18 protein-coding genes are annotated in these 22144 nt (G+C 45.5%); 11 read left to right on the top strand and 7 right to left on the bottom strand.

From position 1 onward, the window contains the following. Positions 1–88: 88 nt before the first annotated feature. The 3 genes from BMX95_RS28735 (at position 89) to BMX95_RS28725 (ending at position 5252) form a co-directional block, all read left to right on the top strand. A complete protein-coding gene (locus BMX95_RS28735; RefSeq protein WP_081200057.1) occupies positions 89–1891 on the top strand; it encodes a RagB/SusD family nutrient uptake outer membrane protein in 1803 nt (600 codons plus the stop codon). A gap of 36 nt (positions 1892–1927) precedes the next feature. After that, a complete protein-coding gene (locus BMX95_RS28730) occupies positions 1928–4030 on the top strand; it encodes a glycoside hydrolase family 97 protein (protein WP_081200059.1) in 2103 nt (700 codons plus the stop codon). A gap of 238 nt (positions 4031–4268) precedes the next feature. Further along, positions 4269–5252, top strand: a complete 984-nt coding sequence (locus BMX95_RS28725) for an adenylate/guanylate cyclase domain-containing protein (RefSeq protein ID WP_165758904.1) — start codon at positions 4269–4271, stop codon at positions 5250–5252. A gap of 41 nt (positions 5253–5293) precedes the next feature. On the opposite strand, the gene BMX95_RS28720 is transcribed toward BMX95_RS28725, so the two are convergent. Beyond that, the gene (locus tag BMX95_RS28720; protein ID WP_081200063.1) at positions 5294–5749 is read right to left on the bottom strand and encodes a GNAT family N-acetyltransferase; all 456 of its coding nucleotides are present in this window, start codon (positions 5747–5749) and stop codon (positions 5294–5296) included. Positions 5750–5762: 13 nt separating this feature from the next. Continuing rightward, positions 5763–6149, bottom strand: a complete 387-nt coding sequence (locus BMX95_RS28715; RefSeq protein WP_081200065.1) for a DoxX family protein — start codon at positions 6147–6149, stop codon at positions 5763–5765. Positions 6150–6325: 176 nt separating this feature from the next. On the opposite strand from BMX95_RS28715, the gene BMX95_RS28710 reads away from it, so the two are divergent. Beyond that, the gene (locus BMX95_RS28710) at positions 6326–7213 is read left to right on the top strand and encodes an OmpA family protein (RefSeq protein WP_081200067.1); all 888 of its coding nucleotides are present in this window, start codon (positions 6326–6328) and stop codon (positions 7211–7213) included. 74 nt (positions 7214–7287) lie between these two features. Here the strand turns inward: BMX95_RS28710 and BMX95_RS28705 are convergent, their stop codons facing one another. Both BMX95_RS28705 and BMX95_RS28700 read right to left on the bottom strand, forming a co-directional pair. Further along, positions 7288–7959, bottom strand: a complete 672-nt coding sequence (locus tag BMX95_RS28705) for a hypothetical protein (protein WP_081200069.1) — start codon at positions 7957–7959, stop codon at positions 7288–7290. 356 nt (positions 7960–8315) lie between these two features. After that, positions 8316–9068 (bottom strand): SDR family NAD(P)-dependent oxidoreductase, encoded by a 753-nt coding sequence (locus tag BMX95_RS28700; protein WP_081200071.1) that lies wholly within the window; start codon positions 9066–9068, stop codon positions 8316–8318. 104 nt (positions 9069–9172) lie between these two features. Between BMX95_RS28700 and BMX95_RS28695 the strand changes: the two genes are divergently transcribed. Beyond that, positions 9173–9529 carry a winged helix-turn-helix transcriptional regulator gene (locus BMX95_RS28695; protein ID WP_081200073.1) on the top strand — a complete coding sequence of 119 codons (357 nt, stop codon included), beginning with the start codon at positions 9173–9175 and terminating at the stop codon, positions 9527–9529. A 106-nt stretch (positions 9530–9635) separates the two neighbouring features. Here the strand turns inward: BMX95_RS28695 and BMX95_RS28690 are convergent, their stop codons facing one another. Both BMX95_RS28690 and BMX95_RS28685 read right to left on the bottom strand, forming a co-directional pair. Continuing rightward, a complete protein-coding gene (locus BMX95_RS28690) occupies positions 9636–9932 on the bottom strand; it encodes a hypothetical protein (protein WP_081200075.1) in 297 nt (98 codons plus the stop codon). 47 nt (positions 9933–9979) lie between these two features. Continuing rightward, complete coding sequence (locus BMX95_RS28685; protein ID WP_081200077.1) at positions 9980–10429, bottom strand: Hsp20/alpha crystallin family protein; 450 nt, start codon at positions 10427–10429, stop codon at positions 9980–9982. A gap of 214 nt (positions 10430–10643) precedes the next feature. Here BMX95_RS28685 and BMX95_RS28680 point away from each other — a divergent pair, with 214 nt between their 5' ends. Then, positions 10644–10847, top strand: a complete 204-nt coding sequence (locus tag BMX95_RS28680; protein ID WP_081200079.1) for a hypothetical protein — start codon at positions 10644–10646, stop codon at positions 10845–10847. A gap of 43 nt (positions 10848–10890) precedes the next feature. On the opposite strand, the gene BMX95_RS28675 is transcribed toward BMX95_RS28680, so the two are convergent. Continuing rightward, entirely contained in the window at positions 10891–12000 is a 1110-nt protein-coding gene (locus BMX95_RS28675) for a glycoside hydrolase family 130 protein (RefSeq protein ID WP_081200081.1), read from the bottom strand. 138 nt (positions 12001–12138) lie between these two features. On the opposite strand from BMX95_RS28675, the gene BMX95_RS28670 reads away from it, so the two are divergent. From BMX95_RS28670 to BMX95_RS28655, 5 genes are all read left to right on the top strand, one after another. Beyond that, complete coding sequence (locus BMX95_RS28670; RefSeq protein WP_133053901.1) at positions 12139–14055, top strand: ulvan lysase-like protein; 1917 nt, start codon at positions 12139–12141, stop codon at positions 14053–14055. A 133-nt stretch (positions 14056–14188) separates the two neighbouring features. After that, a complete protein-coding gene (locus BMX95_RS35740) occupies positions 14189–14323 on the top strand; it encodes a hypothetical protein (RefSeq protein ID WP_262493574.1) in 135 nt (44 codons plus the stop codon). A 122-nt stretch (positions 14324–14445) separates the two neighbouring features. Continuing rightward, positions 14446–15804, top strand: a complete 1359-nt coding sequence (locus tag BMX95_RS28665; protein ID WP_081200085.1) for a PKD domain-containing protein — start codon at positions 14446–14448, stop codon at positions 15802–15804. 27 nt (positions 15805–15831) lie between these two features. Beyond that, the gene (locus BMX95_RS28660) at positions 15832–17547 is read left to right on the top strand and encodes a TonB-dependent receptor (RefSeq protein ID WP_081200087.1); all 1716 of its coding nucleotides are present in this window, start codon (positions 15832–15834) and stop codon (positions 17545–17547) included. A gap of 93 nt (positions 17548–17640) precedes the next feature. Further along, positions 17641–22143, top strand: coding sequence for a hypothetical protein (locus BMX95_RS28655; RefSeq protein WP_081200089.1), 4503 nt, complete (start codon positions 17641–17643; stop codon positions 22141–22143). The last annotated feature ends 1 nt before the right edge of the window (position 22144 follow it).

The raw sequence follows: 22144 nt of genomic DNA, 5'->3' as shown, positions 1-22144 counted from the left end.
ATCTGAAATAGGAATTAAGAAGTAAGATAAAAGTTCTCTTCTTACTTCTTACCTCATACTTCAAATCCTCATCGTTAAAAATATTACTATGTTAAAAAAAATAAATGTCATAATAATAGGGGTGGCCTTATTGTCGGCTTGTAAGAAAGATCCCGGACTGGTGGTGCCAACAGACAGTTATTCCACAACCAACTATCCTTCCAGCCTGAACGAAGTGAGCAGTACGCTGGCGCCCTGTTATTCCAATTTGCGTGATGCGAACTTGTTTGGTTTTCATTTGTGGCCAAAGGCATTGTCGAACGCTACGCACACGGCTAATAGCGCGTACGACGGCGATGCTTCCTGGAACGAAATGGCGGCGACCAATTTAAGTACCAACAACACCTATGTACAGGAAGCCTGGACAAGTTTTTATGTGGGGATTAAAAATTGCAATGTGACCCTGCTGGGTGCGGATTTTTATATGAAGCATACCGGTAAACCGCAAGACCAGGCAACTATTGACCTGATAAAAGGGCAGGCCTATTTTTTACGGGCTTACTACTATTTTAACCTGGAATGTTTGTTTGGCGAAAGTTACCTAACAGCATCAGGTGGTGGCGATAAAAAGGGTATCCCCGTTTTCAGTGAACTGGCAACTACGCTGGAAACAACACAAAAAACACGCAATACGGTAAAAGAAGTGTGGGACCTGATCATAAGTGATCTAAAAACGTCTGCCCAGTTGTTGAAAGGAAAAACATGGACGGGCAATGATAAAGGCCGCATCAGTGAATGGGCCGCCAAATCGTTGCTGGGTAAAGCCTATGTGTTTATGCAGAACTGGAATGAAGCTAAGACCGTGCTGAAAGATGTGATCGATAACAGCGGTAAAAGCCTGATGCCTTACGCCAAATACCGCGATGCATTTATCGGTATCGAGGCCAATGAGTTCAATGAAGAATCGATCTTTGAACTGAATATCGACCAGGACTCAAAAGGCAACTATGGTGTATATGGCAACACGCCCAATGCTACTGCCATCAATGGTTTGATCTGGTGCCCCTGGGCGCTGGGCAACGATGGGACCGAAAAGTCTTCCAACCCGCTGGGTTATGGCAATGAGATCTTTCACGACAAAAACGTTTCGCGTTTCGGGTTCGACCTGGGTGCTTACACTTTAGTAGATAATCCTGCATTCAACGCCGGTAAGGATAAAAGCTATACCAATCCCGAAAAAATAATGGACCCTGTATATAAACAGAAGTCGTTACAGGCAAGGGCCAGTCAAACCTGCGATCCGCGTTTGTTTGTAAATGCGTTGCAACCCTGGCTCGACTCTGTTATGTACGATGGCAAGAACTGGTATCCGGTGTCGATGCCTGCATTCTGGGCCGGACAAACAAACCGGTATGGCTGGAGCTTTAGAAAATATGCCCCTATCTTCAATAATATCAACAACACAGGGCCGGCCGATGCCTGGAATTATTACCTGATCCGGCTGGCCGATGTGTATTTGTTATATGCAGAAGCGGCCAGGGGATTGAATGACAATACTACCGCGCTGGAATACCTGAACAAAACAAAACGCCGGGCTTATGGTTACCCGGTAAATGCGCCTTCACCGGTTGATTACCTCAGTTTAACCGCTACTACTGCTGCGATCAATGACCCGGTTTTGGGAAATAATCCATTGTACTATGAGCGTTTTGCCGAGTTGTTCAACGAAGGCGGCTGGTGGTTTGATGTTTGTCGCTGGCGCATCGGGGCTTCTGAAGCTGCCTATTATGAAACAGCGATGAATGTAAGTGGCAACCTTACCTGGAAAGACAAAACCTATAGCTGGCCGGTTCCGTTAAATGAGTTTAATACTAATCCTAAAATGGCCGGGCAACAAAACCCTGGTTACTGAGTGGCCTGGGGATTTTCATAATCTGACACTAAATCAATGATGAAACTTGTTATTGTATTATTAGTTCTGTTATATTCCGTTGTTTCTTATGCAACGCCACCATTGGAAATAAGCAGGGAAAAAGTGAAGTTACAGTTTTTTATAGATGAGCAGGGGCGGCCATTGTATGCCGTTTTGTTCAATGGCCGGGATGTAGTGAAACCTTCAGCAATGGGTTTTATACTTGAAACCGATACCGGCTTCTATAAAAACTTTTCGCTGATCAACGTGGAAAGAAAAGTAGTGGATGAAACCTGGAAACCCGTGTGGGGAGAATGCAGTACCATTCGCAACAACTATGAGCAACTCACTGTTCACCTGAAACATGGCTCAGGAAAACTGCTGGATATTGTATTTCGCGTCTTTGCCGATGGGGTAGGGTTCCGCTATGAATTTCCCCGGCAATCCGGTTTGATCTATTTCGTTGTAAAAGAGGAATGCTCACAATTTAAACTGGCCGGTAATCACAAAGCATTCTGGATCCCCGGCGATTTCGATAGCAATGAATATGCTTACACCCATTCTTTGCTCAGCGAAGTGAATAATACGCCGGTTGTACGGGCGGCTACTGATATTGCCGTTCGTACAGTGACCGATTCACTGGCAGTACAAACACCGCTGATGCTAAAAACAGCCGATGGACTGTATCTCAACATACACGAAGCTGCGCTGCTGAATTATCCGGCCATGCAATTGCATGTAGATAAAAAGGAATTCGTGCTTTCATCGAACCTGGTGCCGGATGCATATAATAACAAAGCTTACCTGCATGCGCCCACGCATACGCCCTGGCGCACCATATTGGTAAGTGATAAGGCTGCGGACCTGTTGGGATCAAAAACGATCCTCAATCTGAATGAGCCGCCAACTGAACAAGGCCTGTCGTGGATAAAACCCATGAAATTCGTGGGGGTTTGGTGGGAAATGCAAACCGGCAAAAGCACCTGGAATTATTCCGACTATGCAGATAGTGTCAACACCGATGGACAATTGATCCCCAATGGCCGGCATGGCGCCAATACCGCCAATGTAAAACGATACATTGATTTTGCAGCAACAAACAAGATCGGCGGCGTATTGGTAGAAGGCTGGGACCGGGGCTGGGAAGACTGGTTCGGCAACTGGAAGGAAAATGTGTTTGATTTTGTTACGCCGTATCCTGACTTTAATGTAAAGGAAATTACGGAGTACGCACGTTCCAAAGGCGTAACTATGATCATGCACCATGAAACTTCTGGTTCTGCCACCAATTATGAACGGCAGCTCGATACGGCTTTCCGGTTCATGCAACAGTTCGGTTACCCGGCCGTGAAAACCGGGTATGTGGGACGCATTGTTCCGCGGGGTGAACACCACGATGGGCAATGGATGGTAAACCATTATGAACGGGTGCTGCAACAGGGCATGCGGTATCATGTTATGGTAGATGCGCATGAACCGCCAAGACCGACGGGACTGCAACGCACCTATCCCAATTTTATGGCCTGCGAAGCGGCCCGGGGCAATGAGTACCATGCATTCAGCAATGGTAATGCGCCCGACCATGAAACCATTTTACCTTTCACCCGGCTTATGGGTGGCCCCATGGATTATACCCCAGGTATTTTTAAACTAACGGGTTATGCGCCCGGAATGCCTGACCGGTCGGTGCATTCTACATTGGCCAAACAACTGGCTTTGTATGTTACGTTGTACAGTCCGGTTGAAATGGTAGCCGACCTGCCGGAAAATTATGAAGCCAAACCCGATGCCTTTCAGTTTATCAAAGACGTGCCGGTTGATTGGGACACTACCCGGATCCTGGAAGCCGAACCAGGAGATTATATCACCATCGCACGAAAGGGAAAGGGTACCAACAATTGGTTCATTGGCGCTATTACCGATGAAAATGCACGGTCAACAACGCTCTTGCTGAACTTTCTTGACAAAGGAAAAAAATACAAAGCAACATTGTATGAAGACGGGGCAGGGGCTAACTGGAAAACAAATCCAGCCGCCTACTCCATCAGAACAATAACGGTTGATAGCACAACCAAACTGAAGCTTGCCCTCGTAGCGGGCGGGGGTACAGCCATCAGTATTATGCAGATTGACCAGTAGTAGTCTCCCCTTACACAAAGGCCTCCTGATAACATCGGGAGGCTTTTTATTTGTTTCAGGAATTGGTTAACTTTAGTTGAATAAAAGAACGGCAGACTCAATGGCGTTGAGTTTAATATACACAAAGTATGCAGGACGATTTGGATCCAGATTTCCTGTCCTGAGTCATGTATTTACACAAATTATCTTTTGGCTAATCGCTTATCTGTTTCTTGCCCTGATAACTCACTTTATATTATTGACAGCAGGGCCTTTGCTGAATGCAGGCATCAACCTGAAAGCGAATGTCACTATTGCGCTGTTCTTTGGATTTTTTAACGGCTTCACTTCCGGGTTTACCGATCAGATCTTTGAAAGGCGGTTCTTTTATAAACGGGCGCTGGGTATTGTCATTCTCATTAAGGCCGTCATCTCCTTTGTTATTTTTGTGATCCTTATAAGTATAGTGCGATATTCCCTGTATCCCTATGTGCAGGTTCGTTATTTTAATACAGTGAATACCAACCCGGAAAAATCATGGGAACATTTCTTTCAATTGCTGTTGATCTATAATATTGTGGCCGGATTGCTGATCAATTTTATCAATCAGGTTAATAATAAATATGGGCCGGGGGTACTGATCCCTATCTTGTTGGGAAAATACAAGAAACCAAAGGAAGAAAACCGGGCCTTTCTTTTTATGGACCTTCAGTCGTCGACTTTGATAGCCGAAACATTGGGGCACTTGAAATACAGTGCCTTTATCCGGGATAGTATTGGGGATATAAATGAAGTGGTGCCTCGTTACAATGCGCAGATCTATCAATACGTAGGAGATGAGATCGTAGTTACCTGGACGGTTGAGAAAGGGAAGTTGCCATTATTCTGCATTCAATTCTTCTTTGCCTGTGAGGCGAAATTTGCCAGCCGGTCTGACTATTACCTGAAAGAATATGGGCGATCTCCTAAATTCAAGGCCGGGCTTCATATGGGAAAAGTTACAGCGGTGGAGGTAGGTGAAATAAAAAGGGATATAGCTTACCATGGAGATATCCTGAATACTACAGCGCGGATACAAAGTATCTGCAATGAGCATAATAAATATTTTTTGACATCCGGGTATGTGCTGGAGCACAGTGGCGTTGAAAAATATTATGAAACAAACTCATTGGGTATGATTGTATTGAAAGGCAAAAAACAGGCAATTGAGGTAATCAGTATTGAGAGCGAAAAAGCCGGGTGAGCTTTATTGTCTTAAGGTAGAATTGAGGTACCACCGTCAATTCACAACGAAATATCCTTCGACATACAAACGCTGTTCTCAACATTTTCATACTGGCCGAAGTTTTTGATGCGGGTATAGCCGGCCTTTTCGTACAGGCGGATGGCTTCGGGTTGCTTTTTGCCGGTTTCTAAAATGGTGGTGGGATAGTTCAATTCTGCGGCCCATAATTCCAATTCCCTCAAAATGTATAAACCGATGCCTTTGCTTCTATATTCCGGTTTAACATACATGCGCTTTATCTCTACAGTGTGTTCATCGTACTCTTTAAAGGCGCCACATCCGATCGGTTGCCCGTCGAGGTAACAAACCATGGCATGTTTAATGTTTACGATCTTGTTGTATTGGTCATAGAAGGCATGTTCTGCGCCATCACGAATAGCCAGGTCTTCATCGAGGAGTTTAACCAGGTCTTGAAAGTCTGCGTTGCCGGAATCGGTTCTTTGAAAGGTTGTCATGCTTCAAATTTACTTAAGCCTTGCCCAGTTTCAATCTTTTCTTCCAGAAAATATAGGAGAGAATACCGGTTACAAACCAGATAAGCATTCCCAGGATCCTGGGGTCAAAGCTGGGGGATACGGCAAGCCCTGAATAGGTAGCGCCTGCCAGGTCGAAGAACAAACCGGCATAGGCCCATTCCTTTATTGTTTTTAACCCGGGAATTAAAATGGCAATGGAGCCGAATAACTTGGCAAAGCCGGTGAATGGAATAAAGTAGATGGGGAACCCAAGCATGTCGTGTATCAGGCCGATGGCCCTTTTATTAACTGCAAGGCTGTCTAAAGAAGAAAAGATCATGAGTGCTGCAAATAAGACGGTGAACACCCAATAAAGAATGGTAATGGTTTTCGGTTTCATCGTTAGTTGGTTTTAACGAATATAAAGAAAAAAGCGACTATTTGAATTACAAGATGCTGATAAATGAACTCATTTCGAACCTATTATTACTGGTGCTATTGGAGATTCGGGATTTTACACATATTTTAAATGCTCAAAGCCGAAGGCTTTGATTTTTGAACAACATATTTATTCTCATGACCCGTACCCTGATTTTCGCCGGATTGGCAGCCGTAAGCTTGTTAATACCATCATGCTTTCCGATTTTAGGACATGCTTCTTCTGGTAAGTCTCTTGTCCTGACCACTGCGGAAGAGTTGAAAATGGTTAATAAAGAAACTAACAATGCAATAATACTGACCGCCAGGAAAGTAAAGGATGAGGACGTGGATCCTGATACCGGTAAAGAGATTATTGACAACCTAAAAGAAATTACAAAGCATACCGACTCCCTGCTTACCATTTGCGCGCATCTTGATTCTGTAGGAAGACGGGTAGAAATACTCCGTTTCATGGAGCTTGCCGGCGCAAGCATTCAAAATGAAAAGAAGACCTTGAATTATTTGAACGACCTGTACAACATTTCAACACATTATCAGTTTGAAACCGACACCTACTTTTCAGCAGGACTTTATGGTATTCTTCCTAATAAAGGGGACGAAGCCGAAAAGTCGGTCGGGCTAATTGTACAGGATATTATTAAATTCCTTAATGATCACCCGCGTCAAAGATTCGTAGCTGTAATTGTAAGTTATGGTTTTACTGATGAAACTCTTGTTAAAACCGAAGCGATCCTGAAGGCAATTTCCCGCGCCTGCGGAGCCCTGCCCACCCGCGAGAATTTGAACATGAAGTTGTCTGAATTTCGTGCCAAGTCGATTGTCAATCTTGTGGTTGAACAGATCAAATCCAATGAGGAGTTTATTCCGAATACGGAATTAGTCAGCTATGATATCAAATGGATGGGTAAAGGGGAAGAATTACCTTATCCCGACAAAATAAAAGATTATAAACCCGAGGATAAACGGCGGAGGTTGGTAAATCTGAACTGGCAGCTGCTGCCAGTCTCGTTGTACGGTAGATAATTGTATGAGGTTATCAGGTGCACTACAATGATATTGACAGGTAGGTAATGTTGGACGGTGATATGACAAAGGTCTTAAAACACTTTTACCACAGCCAGTGCATTATGCTTTTTATCAAGCGGTTCAATACTTCCTCTTTCGTTAAGGAAGAATTCAATTCCCAAACCAACAACAACTGTATCATTAGGTTGAGGCTCAATAATTGGCAATTGCAGCTGCAGGTTTTCGTGACGCTGAAGATCCAGATCCAATATTTCGGTTTGCAGGGGGTTAACCGGAAAGGCCTCATTTTCTAAATTCACCGCCGCCGCCATGGCGGTTAACAGAAATGCATTGGCGCCAGATGCCGTGTCGATCATGGCCCGGGGAATTAGGGAGGGGATGCTGATGGTCGCCTGCATAGCCTCCTGATTGATTATAATCGAATAAGGAGCCTTTAGAACGTTTTGCAGACTGGTGTCGCGATTAAAGTTAAATCCTTCTAATATGCTTAATACTCCCTTTGGCACTCTGCGTTCACCCCGGCCGTTCACGGGGTCGCTTTGCAGAATCTTAAACATGGTTTTGGTAAGACGCCCCGATACATAACGATCAGCCTTATTAAGCATTCCAAGTCTAAAAGCCTGACGAAGCAGGCGGTTAGCCGTACAGGCGCGGGAAAACTCGGCACTATTCTGCCTGCTAAGTTCAAAAACGGGGTCGGTAAGCACCCGTTTGCGGTTTAATGGTGTTTTTTTTCTTTTCATATGGAACGTTAGGTTACTGATATGCCTAGTCTATCTTATCACATATATATGTAAAATATAGCCATTTCTCGTTAATAATGCCACTGGTATTCCCACCAGAATGCCACTGAAATGCCACTGTACAGTGGCATTTTGATGCCATATTGACGGGAGGTTGGTGGGATAAATATCGGCTGTTCACTATATATCACATAATATAACCAGCATACTAATATAAGGATTAATAGGCAAAAGCCTTCAAACCGATGAAATTTGAAGGCTTTTGCAGGTATGGCTGGCCGGTACGTCTACCCATTTTGAAAATTATTCTAATTATTAATGGCGCGAGTTACAAGCTCGCGCTATCATGGAGTTAATTATTTAGCTAAATAAGTCATACCGCCATCAACAAGGAGTTCGGCGCCAAGCATGAACGAAGAATCGTCAGAGGCCAGAAAAACCGCTGTTTTACCAATGTCTGCTGGTTGACCGATTCTACCTATCGGCATTTGATCTGCAAAATGTTTTTTTACTGCTTCAATTTGTTCTGCGGGAACGAACTTGTCAAATGCAGGTGTATCTGTTGTACCTGGTGTTATAACATTTGCCCTGATCTTTCTATTTAAAAGGTCGCTTGAAAATCCTTTTGCTAAATAGATCACGGCCGCTTTTGCAGCGCCATATAACGTAAATGATGGATAGGCCCGATGTGCTGCATTTGACCCGATCAAAATAATAGAACCACCATCATTCATATAGGGCAATGCATTTTGAACAGTGAAGTAAACACTTTTTAGATTCAGATCAATTGCCTTGTCAAAGTCGGCTTCGCCAAAAGTTGCAACAGTTCCTACAGCTCCACCACCCGCATTGGCTACGATCACGTCTATTTTACCAAATTTTTCAGCCGTTTCTTTATACACTCTTTGCAGGTCGGTAAGATTGGTTACGTCTGCATTAATGCCTATAAAATTTTCTCCAAGCTGAGCCGCAGCACTCACTAACGTATTTTGATTTCTGCCGACAATAACTCCTTTCGCGCCTTCATTTTTAAACGCTTCAGCAATACCAAACCCGATACCGCTATTGCCGCCTGTAATCACGGCTACTTTGTTTTTTAATTTACTCATAATTTCTTTTCTAATGATTGAGCAACAAAGCTAGATTGTTATAGTTACTTTTAGTAACTTGGTGCTGAAAAATAACAGTAACATCGGTGTAACCAAGTAACATTATGAGGTGTAAAATAGAAGAGTTTCAACAGGAACAAAAGAAAAGAGTGAGAGCCGTTCAAGATTCCATGGACGTGCTGAATGGGAAATGGAAGATTGCTATTATTTCGTCTATTTGCTGTTACGGTAAAAGGCGATTTTCCGATATTTTGAATGATGTCATCGGAATTTCCAACAGAATGCTGAGCAAAGAGTTAAAGGAATTAGAAATAAACCAATTGGTAAAACGAACCATTTTAGATACACAGCCTATAACGGTTCAATATGAACTGACGGAACATGGCAATACCCTACAAACCATCATCAGCAATCTTGCAGATTGGGGCATAGTACATCGGAAAAAGATAGTGGGGAAATAATTTCTGTCCTTGGTCGGTTGTCGCCCTACCATTGCTGCTGACAGCCTGCCAGGAGGCTGAATAGTAAATAACAATCGGCATTAATCTCAACCGAGATCCTTTAGCTTCAGGTTTTAATGTTGGAAAGGGTTAATATTCGAAAGGTTTCACGTAATATTTTTTTGCAGTTGTCACCGGCTTCAGATAGAATAACGTAACGTCTTTGCAGAACAGTTGACAAAGTATCGTTTACCTCCAACATTTCAAATCGAATGGCGGCAGAACTTGCAGGCGCTTCCTGTCCATCTAATTTTCCAAACAGATCAACTGCTGCCTCGTAGTCGCCAGCGAGCGTAAAATGGCAAGCTTCGACATACCCTTCCGGCACACGAATATTGACTACAATTTCATATCGCGGTTCCATAGCAAAATAAAATTGTTATAAAACCCGCCCTGACGGGCGGGCTTCCGTTAATTAATTGAGATTTGTTTTGGACCCTTTTGTTTAGCCTCTTCTTTTTTGGGTATAGTTAATTTTAAGAGGCCATTTTCATAAATCGCCATTATTTTCTCCGCGTCAACTACGTCTTTGGGAAGTTGAAAAGTCCTGGTAAAAGACTGATAGCTAAATTCACGACGGGTATAGCTTTCTACTTTCTTTGTTTCTTCGTATTGCTTTGCGGAACTGATTGTAAGCTGAGTGCCATCTAAGAGAATATTGAAGTCTTTCTTTTCCATACCAGGTGCAGCAACTTCTACCATAAATTCATCAGCACTTTCCTTGATGTTTACAGCAGGAACAGTAGTGCTGGTAGGTGAGAAATTGTTATTGCCCCAGTTGAAAAATTCACGGCTAAAGAAATCATCGAATAGGGATGGAAAAGCAGGTAGGCTATTTCCATTTCTTTTAATAACAGACATAGTAAACCTCCTTTTAAATTGGTTATGAATTGTGGATCGGCCAATCCTAAAAATTCACTTTCAAGCAGTATGCCAGAAGTTTAAGAACTGAATTATTTTCAGTTCTACTGTCATTTTTTTAGTTTTTAATGCTTTGAGATCGTAAAAAATGACAGTTTATGGAATTGCTATAGCAAACCCGGTTGTCAAAAATCTGTTCGGTTCGTCATAAAATATGGATGAACCCGCAGCCAGATCAGCCTGTATACAGCAGAACGAATTCAAATGGGGTGGTTTGCGCCAAATTACGCTTTCCGCTAAACCTGAAGACAAGCATCAGGAACAGGCGATGCAGTTGATAGTGCAACGATCAAAAGAGTTTTACCACATTGTCAGCTGTAAAACTTTTTCTCCACTTCTTACAAAAACAGGAGCTTAAAGCAACCAGACTGCATACGCCATTGATGAGACAAACATAATACTTACTTCCCCGGTTCATACACCGCCACCGCCACCCGGCTATCAGCACAACCATAATACAAAAACCATTTATTGTGAAAAAATACCAGTCCTTCCACAAAGACGGTCCCTGCAGGGTATTGCCCGCTTTTCTCAAATGGCTCGGTGGGTACAAAGAATGGCTTGTCTAAGCGGCCAATTACTTTGGCAGGATCATTCACATCGAATAATACCTGTCCGGCTGCATAGGTGTTGGCGGTATAGACGGAGTCTCTTCCTGCGCCGGATTTGTTCTTTCCATTGTACAAAACAAGTATGCCTTTATCCGTTATAATGGCGGGCGGACCACACTCTGTAAGATCGCTGTCGAAGTAGTTGGGCCGGGTTTTGACCACCGCTTTCAGTTCCCCTTCCTCATCCAGCATGGGCTCCCAGTTTTTAAGGTCGTCGCTGGTGGCAATGTTCATGAAGCGTTCGCCCCAATACATCATGTATTTTCCATTCACTTTGGCAATCACCTGCCGGCCGTTTACCAGTTTGGTAACAATGGAGGCCGATTTGCTGGCCAGGTCTTTAAACCGGCCCTGGTACGCTTTGTAAAAGGCCGGGCCATGTTTGGTCCAGTTGGTGAGGTTGGTGGATGTGGCCACCGCCAGCCGCGGTACTTTCTTGTTCCATTGCGTATACAACATTACATAGGTGCTGTCTTCCGTTACAGCAATGCGGGGGTCTTCACAGCCACCAGGCCATTCAAATACTTTCTGGTTGTCGGTGGTGGGGTACATGACCGGTACCGGCCAGCGTTTCATGGTGAGGCCGTTGCTGCTTTCTGCAATCCCCAGTCTGGAAGTGCGTTCGCCGATCCCTTTGCCGGATTTGTCTTCGGCCCTGTAGATAACATAGATCTTATTGTCTTTGATGGTGGCTGCAGGATTGAATACATCATTGGCTTCCCAGGCTACGCGTGTCTTGCGCATGGGGTCGGGAAAAACGCTTTGCGGATTGGGCGACAAAACCGGATTTATTGTTGCCGGACGAACAAATGGTCCCAATGCCCAATCGGGCAGTTGTTCCTGCGCTATGGCTGGGATGGAACCGATGAAAAAGGCAAGGGCAGCAAGCATTCGTTTCATAAAACAAGTTTGGTTACAGCATTGGTACGTCAATTATACGTCAAACTATCATAGGTATTCCTTTTATTGGCATTTTAATAAATGCCGGATCAATAGCTGGCTCAATGTTACTAAGTTCGCTAAAAAAACAGCATGGGCATGCAGGTATCCCGACGGAAATTTATCATTACTACGGCAACAGGTGGAGTGGGATTGGCACTGGGCAATATCAACCGGTTGGCGGCAGCGGCGGCCAGTCCGTTTTTAGCCGGCGATGACCTGTATGCACTCAGTACTTCGCTTTCTGCCAGCTGGGCTTCTACCTTGCTGAACCTGCAAATAAAAGATAAAAATCAGGGGGCCGATTATGGCGGTATCCGCTGTCCCAACACGCAGCGTATTTATGGGCGTATTGGCGATACCATCTATCCTTTTATGAATATGGCCCGCCGTACGGGCGATAGCCGTTACCTGGATGGTGCTGCGCTGTTGTTTCGCTGGATAGAAACCAATGTCAGCCAGCCCGACGGTTCCTGGCAAAACGAAATAAACGACAAATGGAAAGGCATTACCGCTTTCACGGTAATAGCTCTTGGGGAAGCGCTCCGTTTTCATGGCGATCTGATGGACCCTGCGTTTAAAAGCGCCATAAACGACAGACTGGTCAAAGCAGGCGAGTACATTCATACCAATTTCAATATCGATTACGGCAATATCAATTATCCCATCTCCGGGGCCTATGCCTTGTCATTATTGGGCACCATACAGGACAATCCGAAGTTTAAAGAAAAGGGAAAAACACTTGCCCAACAGGCGATGAAATTCTTTAGCCGCAACAATCATTTTATTTACGGAGAAGGCACGCCTTATTACGAAGCCAGTAAAAAAGGTTGTTTCTCTGTTGACCTGGGGTACAATGTAGAAGAGTCGCTGCCTAACCTGGTCCTGTATGGGTTGTTGAATAAAGAGGAAGAATTGCTGGGTATGGTCACTTCTTCTTTACAAACGCATTTGGAGTTTATGCTGCCCGATGGGGGTTGGGACAATAGCTGGGGCACCCGCAATTATAAATGGACTTATTGGGGCAGCCGCACCAGCGATGGTTGCCAGCCCGCCTATGCATTGCTGGCCGATCGTGATCCCCGTTTTTACCGGGCGGCAGTAAAGAACACGCAATTACTACAACAATGCACGGTAAATGGATTGCTTATGGGCGGGCCGCATTATAATACGCATAATGTACCCGTAAGTGTGCATCATACGTTCTGCCATATAAAGGCGCTGGCTACCATCCTCGATCATGAACGCCCTACGGTGAAACAGGAAGCAATACAGCTGCCTCGGGAAAACACTTATGGGTTGCGCTTTTTTGAAGACATTCAAACCTGGTTGATCGCCACGGGGAAATTCAGGGCTACTGTAACCGGGTACGACCGGGAATACAAAGCCATGCACAATGGCCATGCATCGGGTGGTGCGCTTACCATGCTGTGGCATGAACAAACCGGGCCTTTGCTGGTTGCCAGTATGAATAGTTATCGATTGGTAGAAGCTGGTAATATGCAGGCTAACCCTGATCCGCATACTATGACGCTGACACCCCGGATGGAATTAAACAGTAACGGAGTCCTATATATGAACATTTCCTGTCTCGATGCCACTGTTACAGCCAAACAAACAGGGGATACGATCATTATACAAACCAGCAGCCGGCTGGTAGATCAGGACCAGAACGATCCACCACTGGGGCCGGTATATTGCCAGGCCGAATATATCTTCACCCCCAAAAAAATAACGTGTACACTGCGCTGCGATAAGGCGCCCGCTGCCTATCAAAACAGCATCCGCATGGTGGTACCGGTGATTGCTGCCTCAACAGAAAAAGTACAAACGATCGGCAAGAACAAAATAGCCATTCAAAAGAACAAGGCGGTTGTGACTATCAATGCGGGTCAACCGCTTACCCGGCTGGAGACCACCGGTGAGCGATTTTTTAATTTTGTGCCCGGTTTAGAGGCTATTCCGCTGGCTATATTGGAGCAAAAAGGTACTATTGACATAACTATTCAGGCTTAATTTGCTAATACTGCGCGCTTTTCTGGTAAAACTGCACGGATTTGGGCTAAAAATGCACAGTTACAAACTCCCACTCCTGCATATAGGTTTGGATATTAATTTAGCGTCCGAAACCATTTAACCGAACGTATCCATGAAAATCGTAGCCTTTCATCCGCTTGTAACGGAACACACCGCCTCCTGTATACAGGAGTTGCCCGGCTCGCCCTATTTTACCCAACACTATTTATTGCCAGCGAATACAATCACTGGTAAGCAACCAGGCTGATACCGCCTGGGGAACGATGCTTCCATAATCTGCATTTATTTATTGGTACGATTTGCTTTTCCGGTTCACGGCTTATGCTGTTGAATGGGATGGGTGATTGTTGTCCCAAACTCCTGTAACCCTTGAAATCAACTGGTTTGAAATACATCCTGTATATCCTGTTGTTGTATGCGCCTTTGGCAGCCTGTAAAAAAGAAGAAGCAAGACCATTGTCGGTTGACTTTTCCTATGCAATCGAGAACAATGATTTTACGGCTCCGGTAAAAGTGACTGTTACCAATAATACTTTAGGGGCCACCAATTACAAATGGACGTTTGTAGGCGGCGATCCTGCCGCTTCCAACAAAAAAGATCCCGGCACTATTGTATTCAATTCGGCGGGTGATTTAAGTATTATACTCGAAGCCTGGAATGATGATAACCGCGATACGTTGACCAGGCAACTGATGGCAGACAGTACGGTTGCTATTGCATTCGATGCAGTAGTACAGGTAAATGATTTTGTGCCTGCCCGGGTAACTATCATCAATAAAAGCGCAGGCGGTGTAAACTATAATTGGACTTTTGAAGGCGGACAACCGGCGACAGCTGCAGTAAAAGATCCCGGCACTATTGTTTTCAACACACCCGGTGAACATGTTCTTACACTGGTGCTGAATAATGGCCGGAAAGATTTTACCCTTACTAAAAAGATCTGGCTGCAACCGGCAATACAGGCCGCTTTCACCATCATACCTTCCTTCGACGATAACGACCAGGAAGCGCCGTTGACGGCCACCCTACATAATGAAACCAGCAGTGGCCTGTATTGGAAATGGAGTGTTAGCGGCGGCGGGGTCATCGATAACGATACTGCCCGTGAACCAACCGTTCATTTTGCATCCGGTGGCACCTATACGGTTACACTGCTGGCCGGTAACGACAAAGAAACCAAAACCGTACAACACGCCATTACTGTATTACCCAATAGCAACCTTCGCACTTTCCACGATGTGCAGTTGGGTATCAATACTGCCCATTCAACAATAGGCTGCTTCTTTTCCACGAAGCTGCAGCGCAGTTTTAAAGCATCGGATGACCTGACCACAGCAGGTAAGGATATTGACCTGGTATTTTTTGGATTGAACCAAAACTTTACCTATAACCGCTTTATTACACCTGATTCGTCGGCAGATTACACCTTCAATGCCATCCCTGGTGCGCAGCCTGTTACCATTATAAATTCCCCCGAACAATGTAATTGCGGCGCCGCTATGACACCGGTTGAGTTTGATGGAATGACCAATGATGTGCTGCTGGCTGGTATGGCGATCAATTTTACGACAGCAGGGGGGCGGCAGTTTACCAATAGTGTAACGCCGCATATTGTACTATTTAAAACCAGCGATGGCCGTAAAGGTGCTGTTAAAATAAAACAGTTTGTATCGAATGGATCCGGTTCTTACATCGTGGCAGATATAAAAGTGCAGAAGACGCCTTAGTTGGAGATAAACCCTGAATCCTGAACTATGAAAAAAATTATACACAGCTTTCTGCTTATAGCCGTTGTTGGTTTTGGTCTAAGGGCCAATGCCCAGCAGGTTGATGTGGAAGCGTTAAAAGATGTGTTCAAAGCGCGGCCCATCAAATTCAGCGGGGGCGTGGCTGCCAATGCTGCCTGGTATTCGGGCAATGGCAATTACGGCCGTGCACCTTTTACCTGGTTTTTACAGGGCAGCCTCAATGCCAGCATTTTTGGTAAAATAAACTTACCATTCTCTTTTAACCTTACCAATGCAGGTAATGGGTACAGTTACCCAACTGCCCCCAACCGGCTGAGCCTGCATCCTACGTGGCGCTGGATCAGCGGCCATATTGGAGATGTGGCCATGAGCTTCTCGCCCTATACTTTAAATGGCCACCAGTTCACCGGGGCAGGCGTTGACCTCACGCCTGAAGGACCCTGGAAAATCAGCGCCATGGCGGGCCGCTTAAGGAAGGCCATTGCCTACGACAGCCTGAACAATAACGTATTGCCCACCTACCGCCGCATAGGCTATGGAGCTAAGGTAGCTTATGAAAAAAAACTGTACCGGCTGAGTATTTCCGCCTTTGCCGCCAAAGACAACGCCAACAGTTTGAGTGCAGCGCCTGACAGCCTGCTTATTTTTCCCGGACAAAACCTGGCAGTGCATTATGAAGTGGGGCTGCAACCAGTAAAAGGACTCGATTTTACTGCCGGTTATGCAACAAGTATAGTAACGCGTGATGTGCGGGATACCACTACTAATTATAATAAAGACTTTACAAAAGCATTGATGAAAGGAAATGGCTCTACCGCCATATACCATGCGCTGAAAGGCCAGCTGAATTACAACTTTCGTAAAAGCACCATCGGCGTAGGGTATGAACGCATAGATCCGGGCTACCAGACCTTCGGCGCCTATTATTTTAATAACGACCTGGAAAATATTACCGTAAACCTGGCGCAAAGCCTTTTGCGGGATAAAGCCAGTATATCGGCGAATGTGGGCGTACAACGCGATAACCTCGATTACAGTAAATCGGGTACCACCCGGCGATTTGTGGGCGCTGTTAATATGAACTATACACCTACTGAAAGAGTGCAGACAAGCCTGAGTTATTCCAGCTTTCAAACCTTTATGAATATTCGTCCGCAATTTGATTACATCAACCAGTTGCCCTATCAACAGCTCGATACGCTCAATTTTACCCAGTTGTCGCAAAACGCCAACCTGAATGTGAATGTGCTCACCACGAAGAATGAACGCCAGTTGCATTCGCTGAATATGAACCTGGGTTTTCAGGATGCGGCTGATGAACAGGGCGGGAGTGTGGCCAAAGGCAACAGCTCACAATTCTACAACCTGGCTACTTCGTATGGCATCCAATGGTTGAAGCTGGGCATGAACTTCACGGCTGCTTACAATATCAGTTATAATACGATTGCGCGCAATGATTTTATAACCATGGGGCCTACGCTGGGTTTCATGGCCCGGTTGTTTAAAAAGAAATTGTCTTCGGGGCTCACTGCTTCTTACAATTACAGTAAGCAGGACAATTCCTTAGTGAACAGTGTATTGAGCATTCGCTGGAATGCTTCCTACACGGTATTCAAAAAACACCGGTTGAACCTGAGCCTGGTCAATCAAAACCGCGAAAGCCAACAAACAAAGAATACCTCCGATTTCACCGGTACCATGGGGTATAGCTATAGCTTTTAGGTTGTGGAGCGAAGGACCTGTAAGGTCCTTTATAGGGGTCTTGCACTATCAGCCTGATGGCTTGCGATTACAGAACTCTGAACTAAGATTATTATGATACGTTATCTTTTTAGTTTATTACTGTTGTTGTTTATTACAAATACTTATGCAAGTGAGTATGCTGATTCTGCAGACCTGCGATCAGCTGCGATCAGTGCGGTGCAGAAGGTAGAAAAGTCGAACAAGTGGGTAGAGATGCTGCAGCCATCTGACGTGAATGAACTGCCGGTTGGCCTGCGCAGGACCATCAACAATGTTACTTATAAAATAGCCGTAAGCAGCGCGATCTTTCGCGAAAAGTATACCGAGCTTACTGCTTATGCCAGTGTAAACATTCCGCAATATGAAAAACCGCTGGTGTTCGGCATCAGCGGTTTGAAGCTTTCCTATAAGGGCGGCATTGTGGGCGATGCAAAGCTGGTATTGCTGGGCGATTTTCCTATTCCCATCCAGGGCGGTAATGCCAAACTCATTCTGCAGGGCGGGCTCAATATGCAAACCGGCCAGGCCAAAGACGGGGTTACTTATCTTTCCATGGATTGTAGCGGGTTTAAGGAATTGAGTGTGTCGGCCCTGTTACAATTTCCGCGAAGCCTGTTGATCCCCTGTGATAAGAACGGTAAAAAAGTAGCCGATTCGGCTGCGTGTGTGAACGCTTCGTTCAAAACTGTAATATCTGACTGGAACGACTTACTGGTATCGATCGATTTGCCAAAGTTCCAGATCAATAAACTTGAAGGTGTGGTGTTTACTGTATCCAATGCCGTCTTCGATTTCAGTGATTTCCGTAACAGTCCCAATGTGGCTTTCCCGGCCGACTATACCAAAAAGTATATGAGTTATCCCAGTCCTGACATGTGGCGGGGGGTATATATTCAAACGCTCGACATAACATTGCCCGAAATGTTCAAGCGCACCAATGCAGATGGACCTGTATCTTTTGGAGCAACTAAAATGCTCATCGACAATAATGGGGTCACCGGTAATTTTTCGGCAAAGAACATTTTATCTTTTAGTAACGGCACCGCATCGGGCTGGCGTTTTTCAGTGAATGATTTCAGTATCGGGCTGGAAGCCAACCACCTGGTGGCCGCTTCGTTCAGCGGTAACCTGGGCCTGCCGGTGGCCGCAGCCGATTCGCTAGCCTATGATGCGGTGATCTCTGCAGATAATAAATACTTGCTTACGGTAAAACCAAAGAAATCGCTCGATTTTAAATTATGGCAGGCAAAGGTTGACCTCGATTCCAATTCGTATATAAAGATGCTGGTTGATAGTGGCCGGTTCAGACCCGAAGCAAATCTTTGTGGCCGCATGACCGTAAGCGCTACGGCCAGTTCCGGCAAATCGCTCGCGGAATTCAAAGGCATTACCTTTCGCAATATGCGGCTGAAAACTATGGCCCCGTATTTTACCGTAGATTACTTTGGTTATAATGGCGAAGTAAAGATTGCCAAATTTCCGGTATCTATCGACAGCATTGTACTTGCGGTCAAAGATTCAGCCCGGGTGGACCTGTCGTTTGGCGTGAAGCTAACCTTGATGGACAATGCTTTTAAAGCCGGTACCCGGTTAAATATATCCAGCAAATTTTATAAGGACCAGAATGGTAACCATAAATGGGAATTTGAAAAGGTAGGCATTTCAAACATAAAGCTGAATAATGTAAAGATCGGCGGTTTATCGCTGAATGGGGAAGCGTCTTTTATGCAGGACGATAAAGACTATGGCGACGGTTATGCCGGCAACATCTCTGCAAAATTAGATGTATTTGGCGGTCTGGAGGTAAGCATGCGTTGCATTTTCGGCTACAGCACCTTCCGGTATTGGTTTGTTGATGGACAGGCTAAATGGGGCACCGGGGTACCGATCGTAGGTCCCTTACTCATGAATGGTTTTGCCGGTGGCGCCTATTACCGCATGTCAAAAACGAACAAGGCATCCGGTTCCGGCACCGGTAACCCATTGGGGGAATACAAACCTGATTCGGTAATGGGTATTGGCATCAAGGCCGGAATTTTCTTTACCGTGGCTAAACCTGAAGCAGTGCAGGGCATGGCTGAATTTGAAGTGGCCTTTAACCACAATGGCGGTATGAATTATATTGGGTTCTTTGGTAATGCCAAATTCATGGGCAAACTGCCAGGCATAGCCGGTAAGTTTATGGAGAAATCGGCGGCCCTGTTCAATAAAGTGGAAAATGCAGTAAGCGCCAATCTGGAAGGGTTATCGGATGCGCTCAAACTGGAGCAAATTGAAAAAATACAAAAACTAAAGGTCAGTGATCCGCAGCAGGCGGCCCGCGAGATCCCGCCCGATGTAGATATGAAAACCGAGAATGGTGTTTCGGCTTATCTCGGGATGTTTTACGATTTTGAAGCAAGCACCTTTCATGCAAACTTCGATGTGTATGTAAACGTAGCCAAAGGATTGTTGCAGGGAATTGGCAATAACTACCGGGCAGGGTGGGCGGTAATGCATTTTGCGCCCGGTGAATGGTATGTATACATGGGTACGCCTACCGACCCAATAGGCGTTCAATTCTCATTGGGGAGTTTCAAATTGAAAACCCAGCTCTACTTCATGCTGGGTACCAAAATTCCCGGCTCACCACCACCACCGCAAGAAGTGGCTGATATCCTGGGGCTGGATGCTGCGCAGCTCGATTATATGCGGGATGAAAATGCGTTGGGCGATGGACGTGGGATTGCTTTAGGCGCCCGCCTGTCTGTTGAAACCGGCGACATCACCTTCCTGCTCCTGTATGCCAATTTCAAAGCAGGCCTTGGTTTTGATCTGATGTTGAAAGATTATGGCGATGCCCATTGTGAAGGCAGCAGCGACCCCATTGGAATGGATGGCTGGTATGCCAATGCGCAGGCCTATGCTTATTTACAGGGCGAGCTGGGCGTAAAGGTGAACCTCTGGTTCATAAAAGCCCGGATCCCTATTATCTCAGGCGCTGCCGCCACCCTGATGCAGGCAAAACTACCCAATCCTTCGTGGTTTGTAGGATACCTGGGCGTGCGATTTAATTTGCTCGGTGGACTGGTAAAAGGGAATGTGCGTTTCAAGCTGGAAGTGGGTAATGATTGTAAGATCGTTGCCGGCGGCGGCGAGACAACGCCGGTGGGTATTGCGGTGATCTCGGATGTTAGTCCGAAAGATACTGCCAATGTAGATGTATTTACCGCTCCACAGGCTGCTTTCAACTTTGCCATTGGTAAAGATATTCCGTTGTCTGATGAAAAAGGCGATCATGTTTACCGCGTACAGCTCGATCAGTTCGACCTGCTGGCCAATGGCAAAACCATTCCCGGTAAATTGAAATGGAATGAGAACAACGATGCCGCTACCTTCTATTCAACGGAGGTATTGCCACCGGCAACTACCATAAAAGCAGTAGTAAAAGTAAGTTTTAAAGAAAGTCAGAATGGTTCCTGGCAAACCGTATATATGGACGGGAAGAAAGCTGAAGAAAGCCGCACGCTGAACTTTGTTACCGGCACCGCGCCCGAAAGCATTCCGCTTAATAATATAAGTTATGCCTGGCCGGTAGTGGAGCAGCATAATTTTTATCCCGGCGAAACCAACCAGGGTATTGTGCAGTTGAAGCAGGGACAGAAATACCTGTTTGCCATTCCAGGATATATTCCGCAGCTGGTATTAAAACCTGCGGACGGCGGACAAACTGTAAACCTGCCATTCAGTTACGATTCAAATGAATGCCGGATCCGGTTTAATATTTTCAAGGTGCAGGCCAACAGCAATTATGAACTGGTGTTGCAAAGCGTACCCTCGGCCAAAACAACACAAGGAGGCGGTCAGGCAGTTACTACCACTGCGGTTGATGGCGACAGCGTACAGATCGCCTCCAACACTGCCGCTAATGTAGTAAATACCAATACCGGTAAACCGTTGCTGAATTACAACTTCCACAGCAGCCGCTATGCAACCTTTGCCGAAAAAATGCGCACGGTGCAACTGAGTGGCACCAGTATTGAAAAACTGGCTTCCGACCTCATCAGTATGCAACAGGGGGTAACTGGGGCCGAACCTTTTGATATCAATGAATTATTAGGCTCCGATTATACCAATAATATGCCGCTTGTTCAACCTGTAGCTATAACCGACGATGCGTATTTCCAGACATTCATTTATCCATTGAATTATAAAGACTATCCTGTAGCCGGTTCTATTGCCATAGCAGAACGTGATACGACTTTGCTGGGATTGGTGCCGGTACGGGCGTTGCCGGTGTCGTTGTCGTACCAGAGTTTGATCCAGCAGGGCAATTTTACCGATCGGCAGGTGACCGGTTACCTGCCTTATGTGTACGACCTGCCCCGCATTTACAAACAGGATTTTCAGGACCTGCAAACGCAGGTGGTAGACCGTTACCTGGGCACACCACAGCAAAAACAATACGAATGGTTGATTAACGGCTATTTCCCCATCATGCGCAAGGGTAATTATAAAGTGAATTACCAGTTCGTAATACCCGGAGGCATCAAAGGCAGTTCACAGCTAATTCAATATTATAATCCCATTCAATAAA

Source organism: Niastella yeongjuensis, from assembly GCF_900110245.1.
GTDB classification, from domain to species: Bacteria; Bacteroidota; Bacteroidia; order Chitinophagales; family Chitinophagaceae; genus Niastella; species Niastella yeongjuensis.
This window is presented reverse-complemented; position numbering and strand designations above follow the sequence as displayed.

Coding starts and splice junctions, on each gene's coding strand:
- BMX95_RS28735 (WP_081200057.1), top strand. CDS start 89: ATGTTAAAAAAAATAAATGTCATAATAATAGGGGTGGCCTTATTGTCG.
- BMX95_RS28730 (WP_081200059.1), top strand. CDS start 1,928: ATGATGAAACTTGTTATTGTATTATTAGTTCTGTTATATTCCGTTGTT.
- BMX95_RS28720 (WP_081200063.1), bottom strand. CDS start 5,749: ATGACAACCTTTCAAAGAACCGATTCCGGCAACGCAGACTTTCAAGAC.
- BMX95_RS28715 (WP_081200065.1), bottom strand. CDS start 6,149: ATGAAACCGAAAACCATTACCATTCTTTATTGGGTGTTCACCGTCTTA.
- BMX95_RS28710 (WP_081200067.1), top strand. CDS start 6,326: ATGACCCGTACCCTGATTTTCGCCGGATTGGCAGCCGTAAGCTTGTTA.
- BMX95_RS28705 (WP_081200069.1), bottom strand. CDS start 7,959: ATGAAAAGAAAAAAAACACCATTAAACCGCAAACGGGTGCTTACCGAC.
- BMX95_RS28700 (WP_081200071.1), bottom strand. CDS start 9,068: ATGAGTAAATTAAAAAACAAAGTAGCCGTGATTACAGGCGGCAATAGC.
- BMX95_RS28695 (WP_081200073.1), top strand. CDS start 9,173: ATGAGGTGTAAAATAGAAGAGTTTCAACAGGAACAAAAGAAAAGAGTG.
- BMX95_RS28690 (WP_081200075.1), bottom strand. CDS start 9,932: ATGGAACCGCGATATGAAATTGTAGTCAATATTCGTGTGCCGGAAGGG.
- BMX95_RS28685 (WP_081200077.1), bottom strand. CDS start 10,429: ATGTCTGTTATTAAAAGAAATGGAAATAGCCTACCTGCTTTTCCATCC.
- BMX95_RS28680 (WP_081200079.1), top strand. CDS start 10,644: ATGGATGAACCCGCAGCCAGATCAGCCTGTATACAGCAGAACGAATTC.
- BMX95_RS28675 (WP_081200081.1), bottom strand. CDS start 12,000: ATGAAACGAATGCTTGCTGCCCTTGCCTTTTTCATCGGTTCCATCCCA.
- BMX95_RS28670 (WP_133053901.1), top strand. CDS start 12,139: ATGCAGGTATCCCGACGGAAATTTATCATTACTACGGCAACAGGTGGA.
- BMX95_RS35740 (WP_262493574.1), top strand. CDS start 14,189: ATGAAAATCGTAGCCTTTCATCCGCTTGTAACGGAACACACCGCCTCC.
- BMX95_RS28660 (WP_081200087.1), top strand. CDS start 15,832: ATGAAAAAAATTATACACAGCTTTCTGCTTATAGCCGTTGTTGGTTTT.
- BMX95_RS28655 (WP_081200089.1), top strand. CDS start 17,641: ATGATACGTTATCTTTTTAGTTTATTACTGTTGTTGTTTATTACAAAT.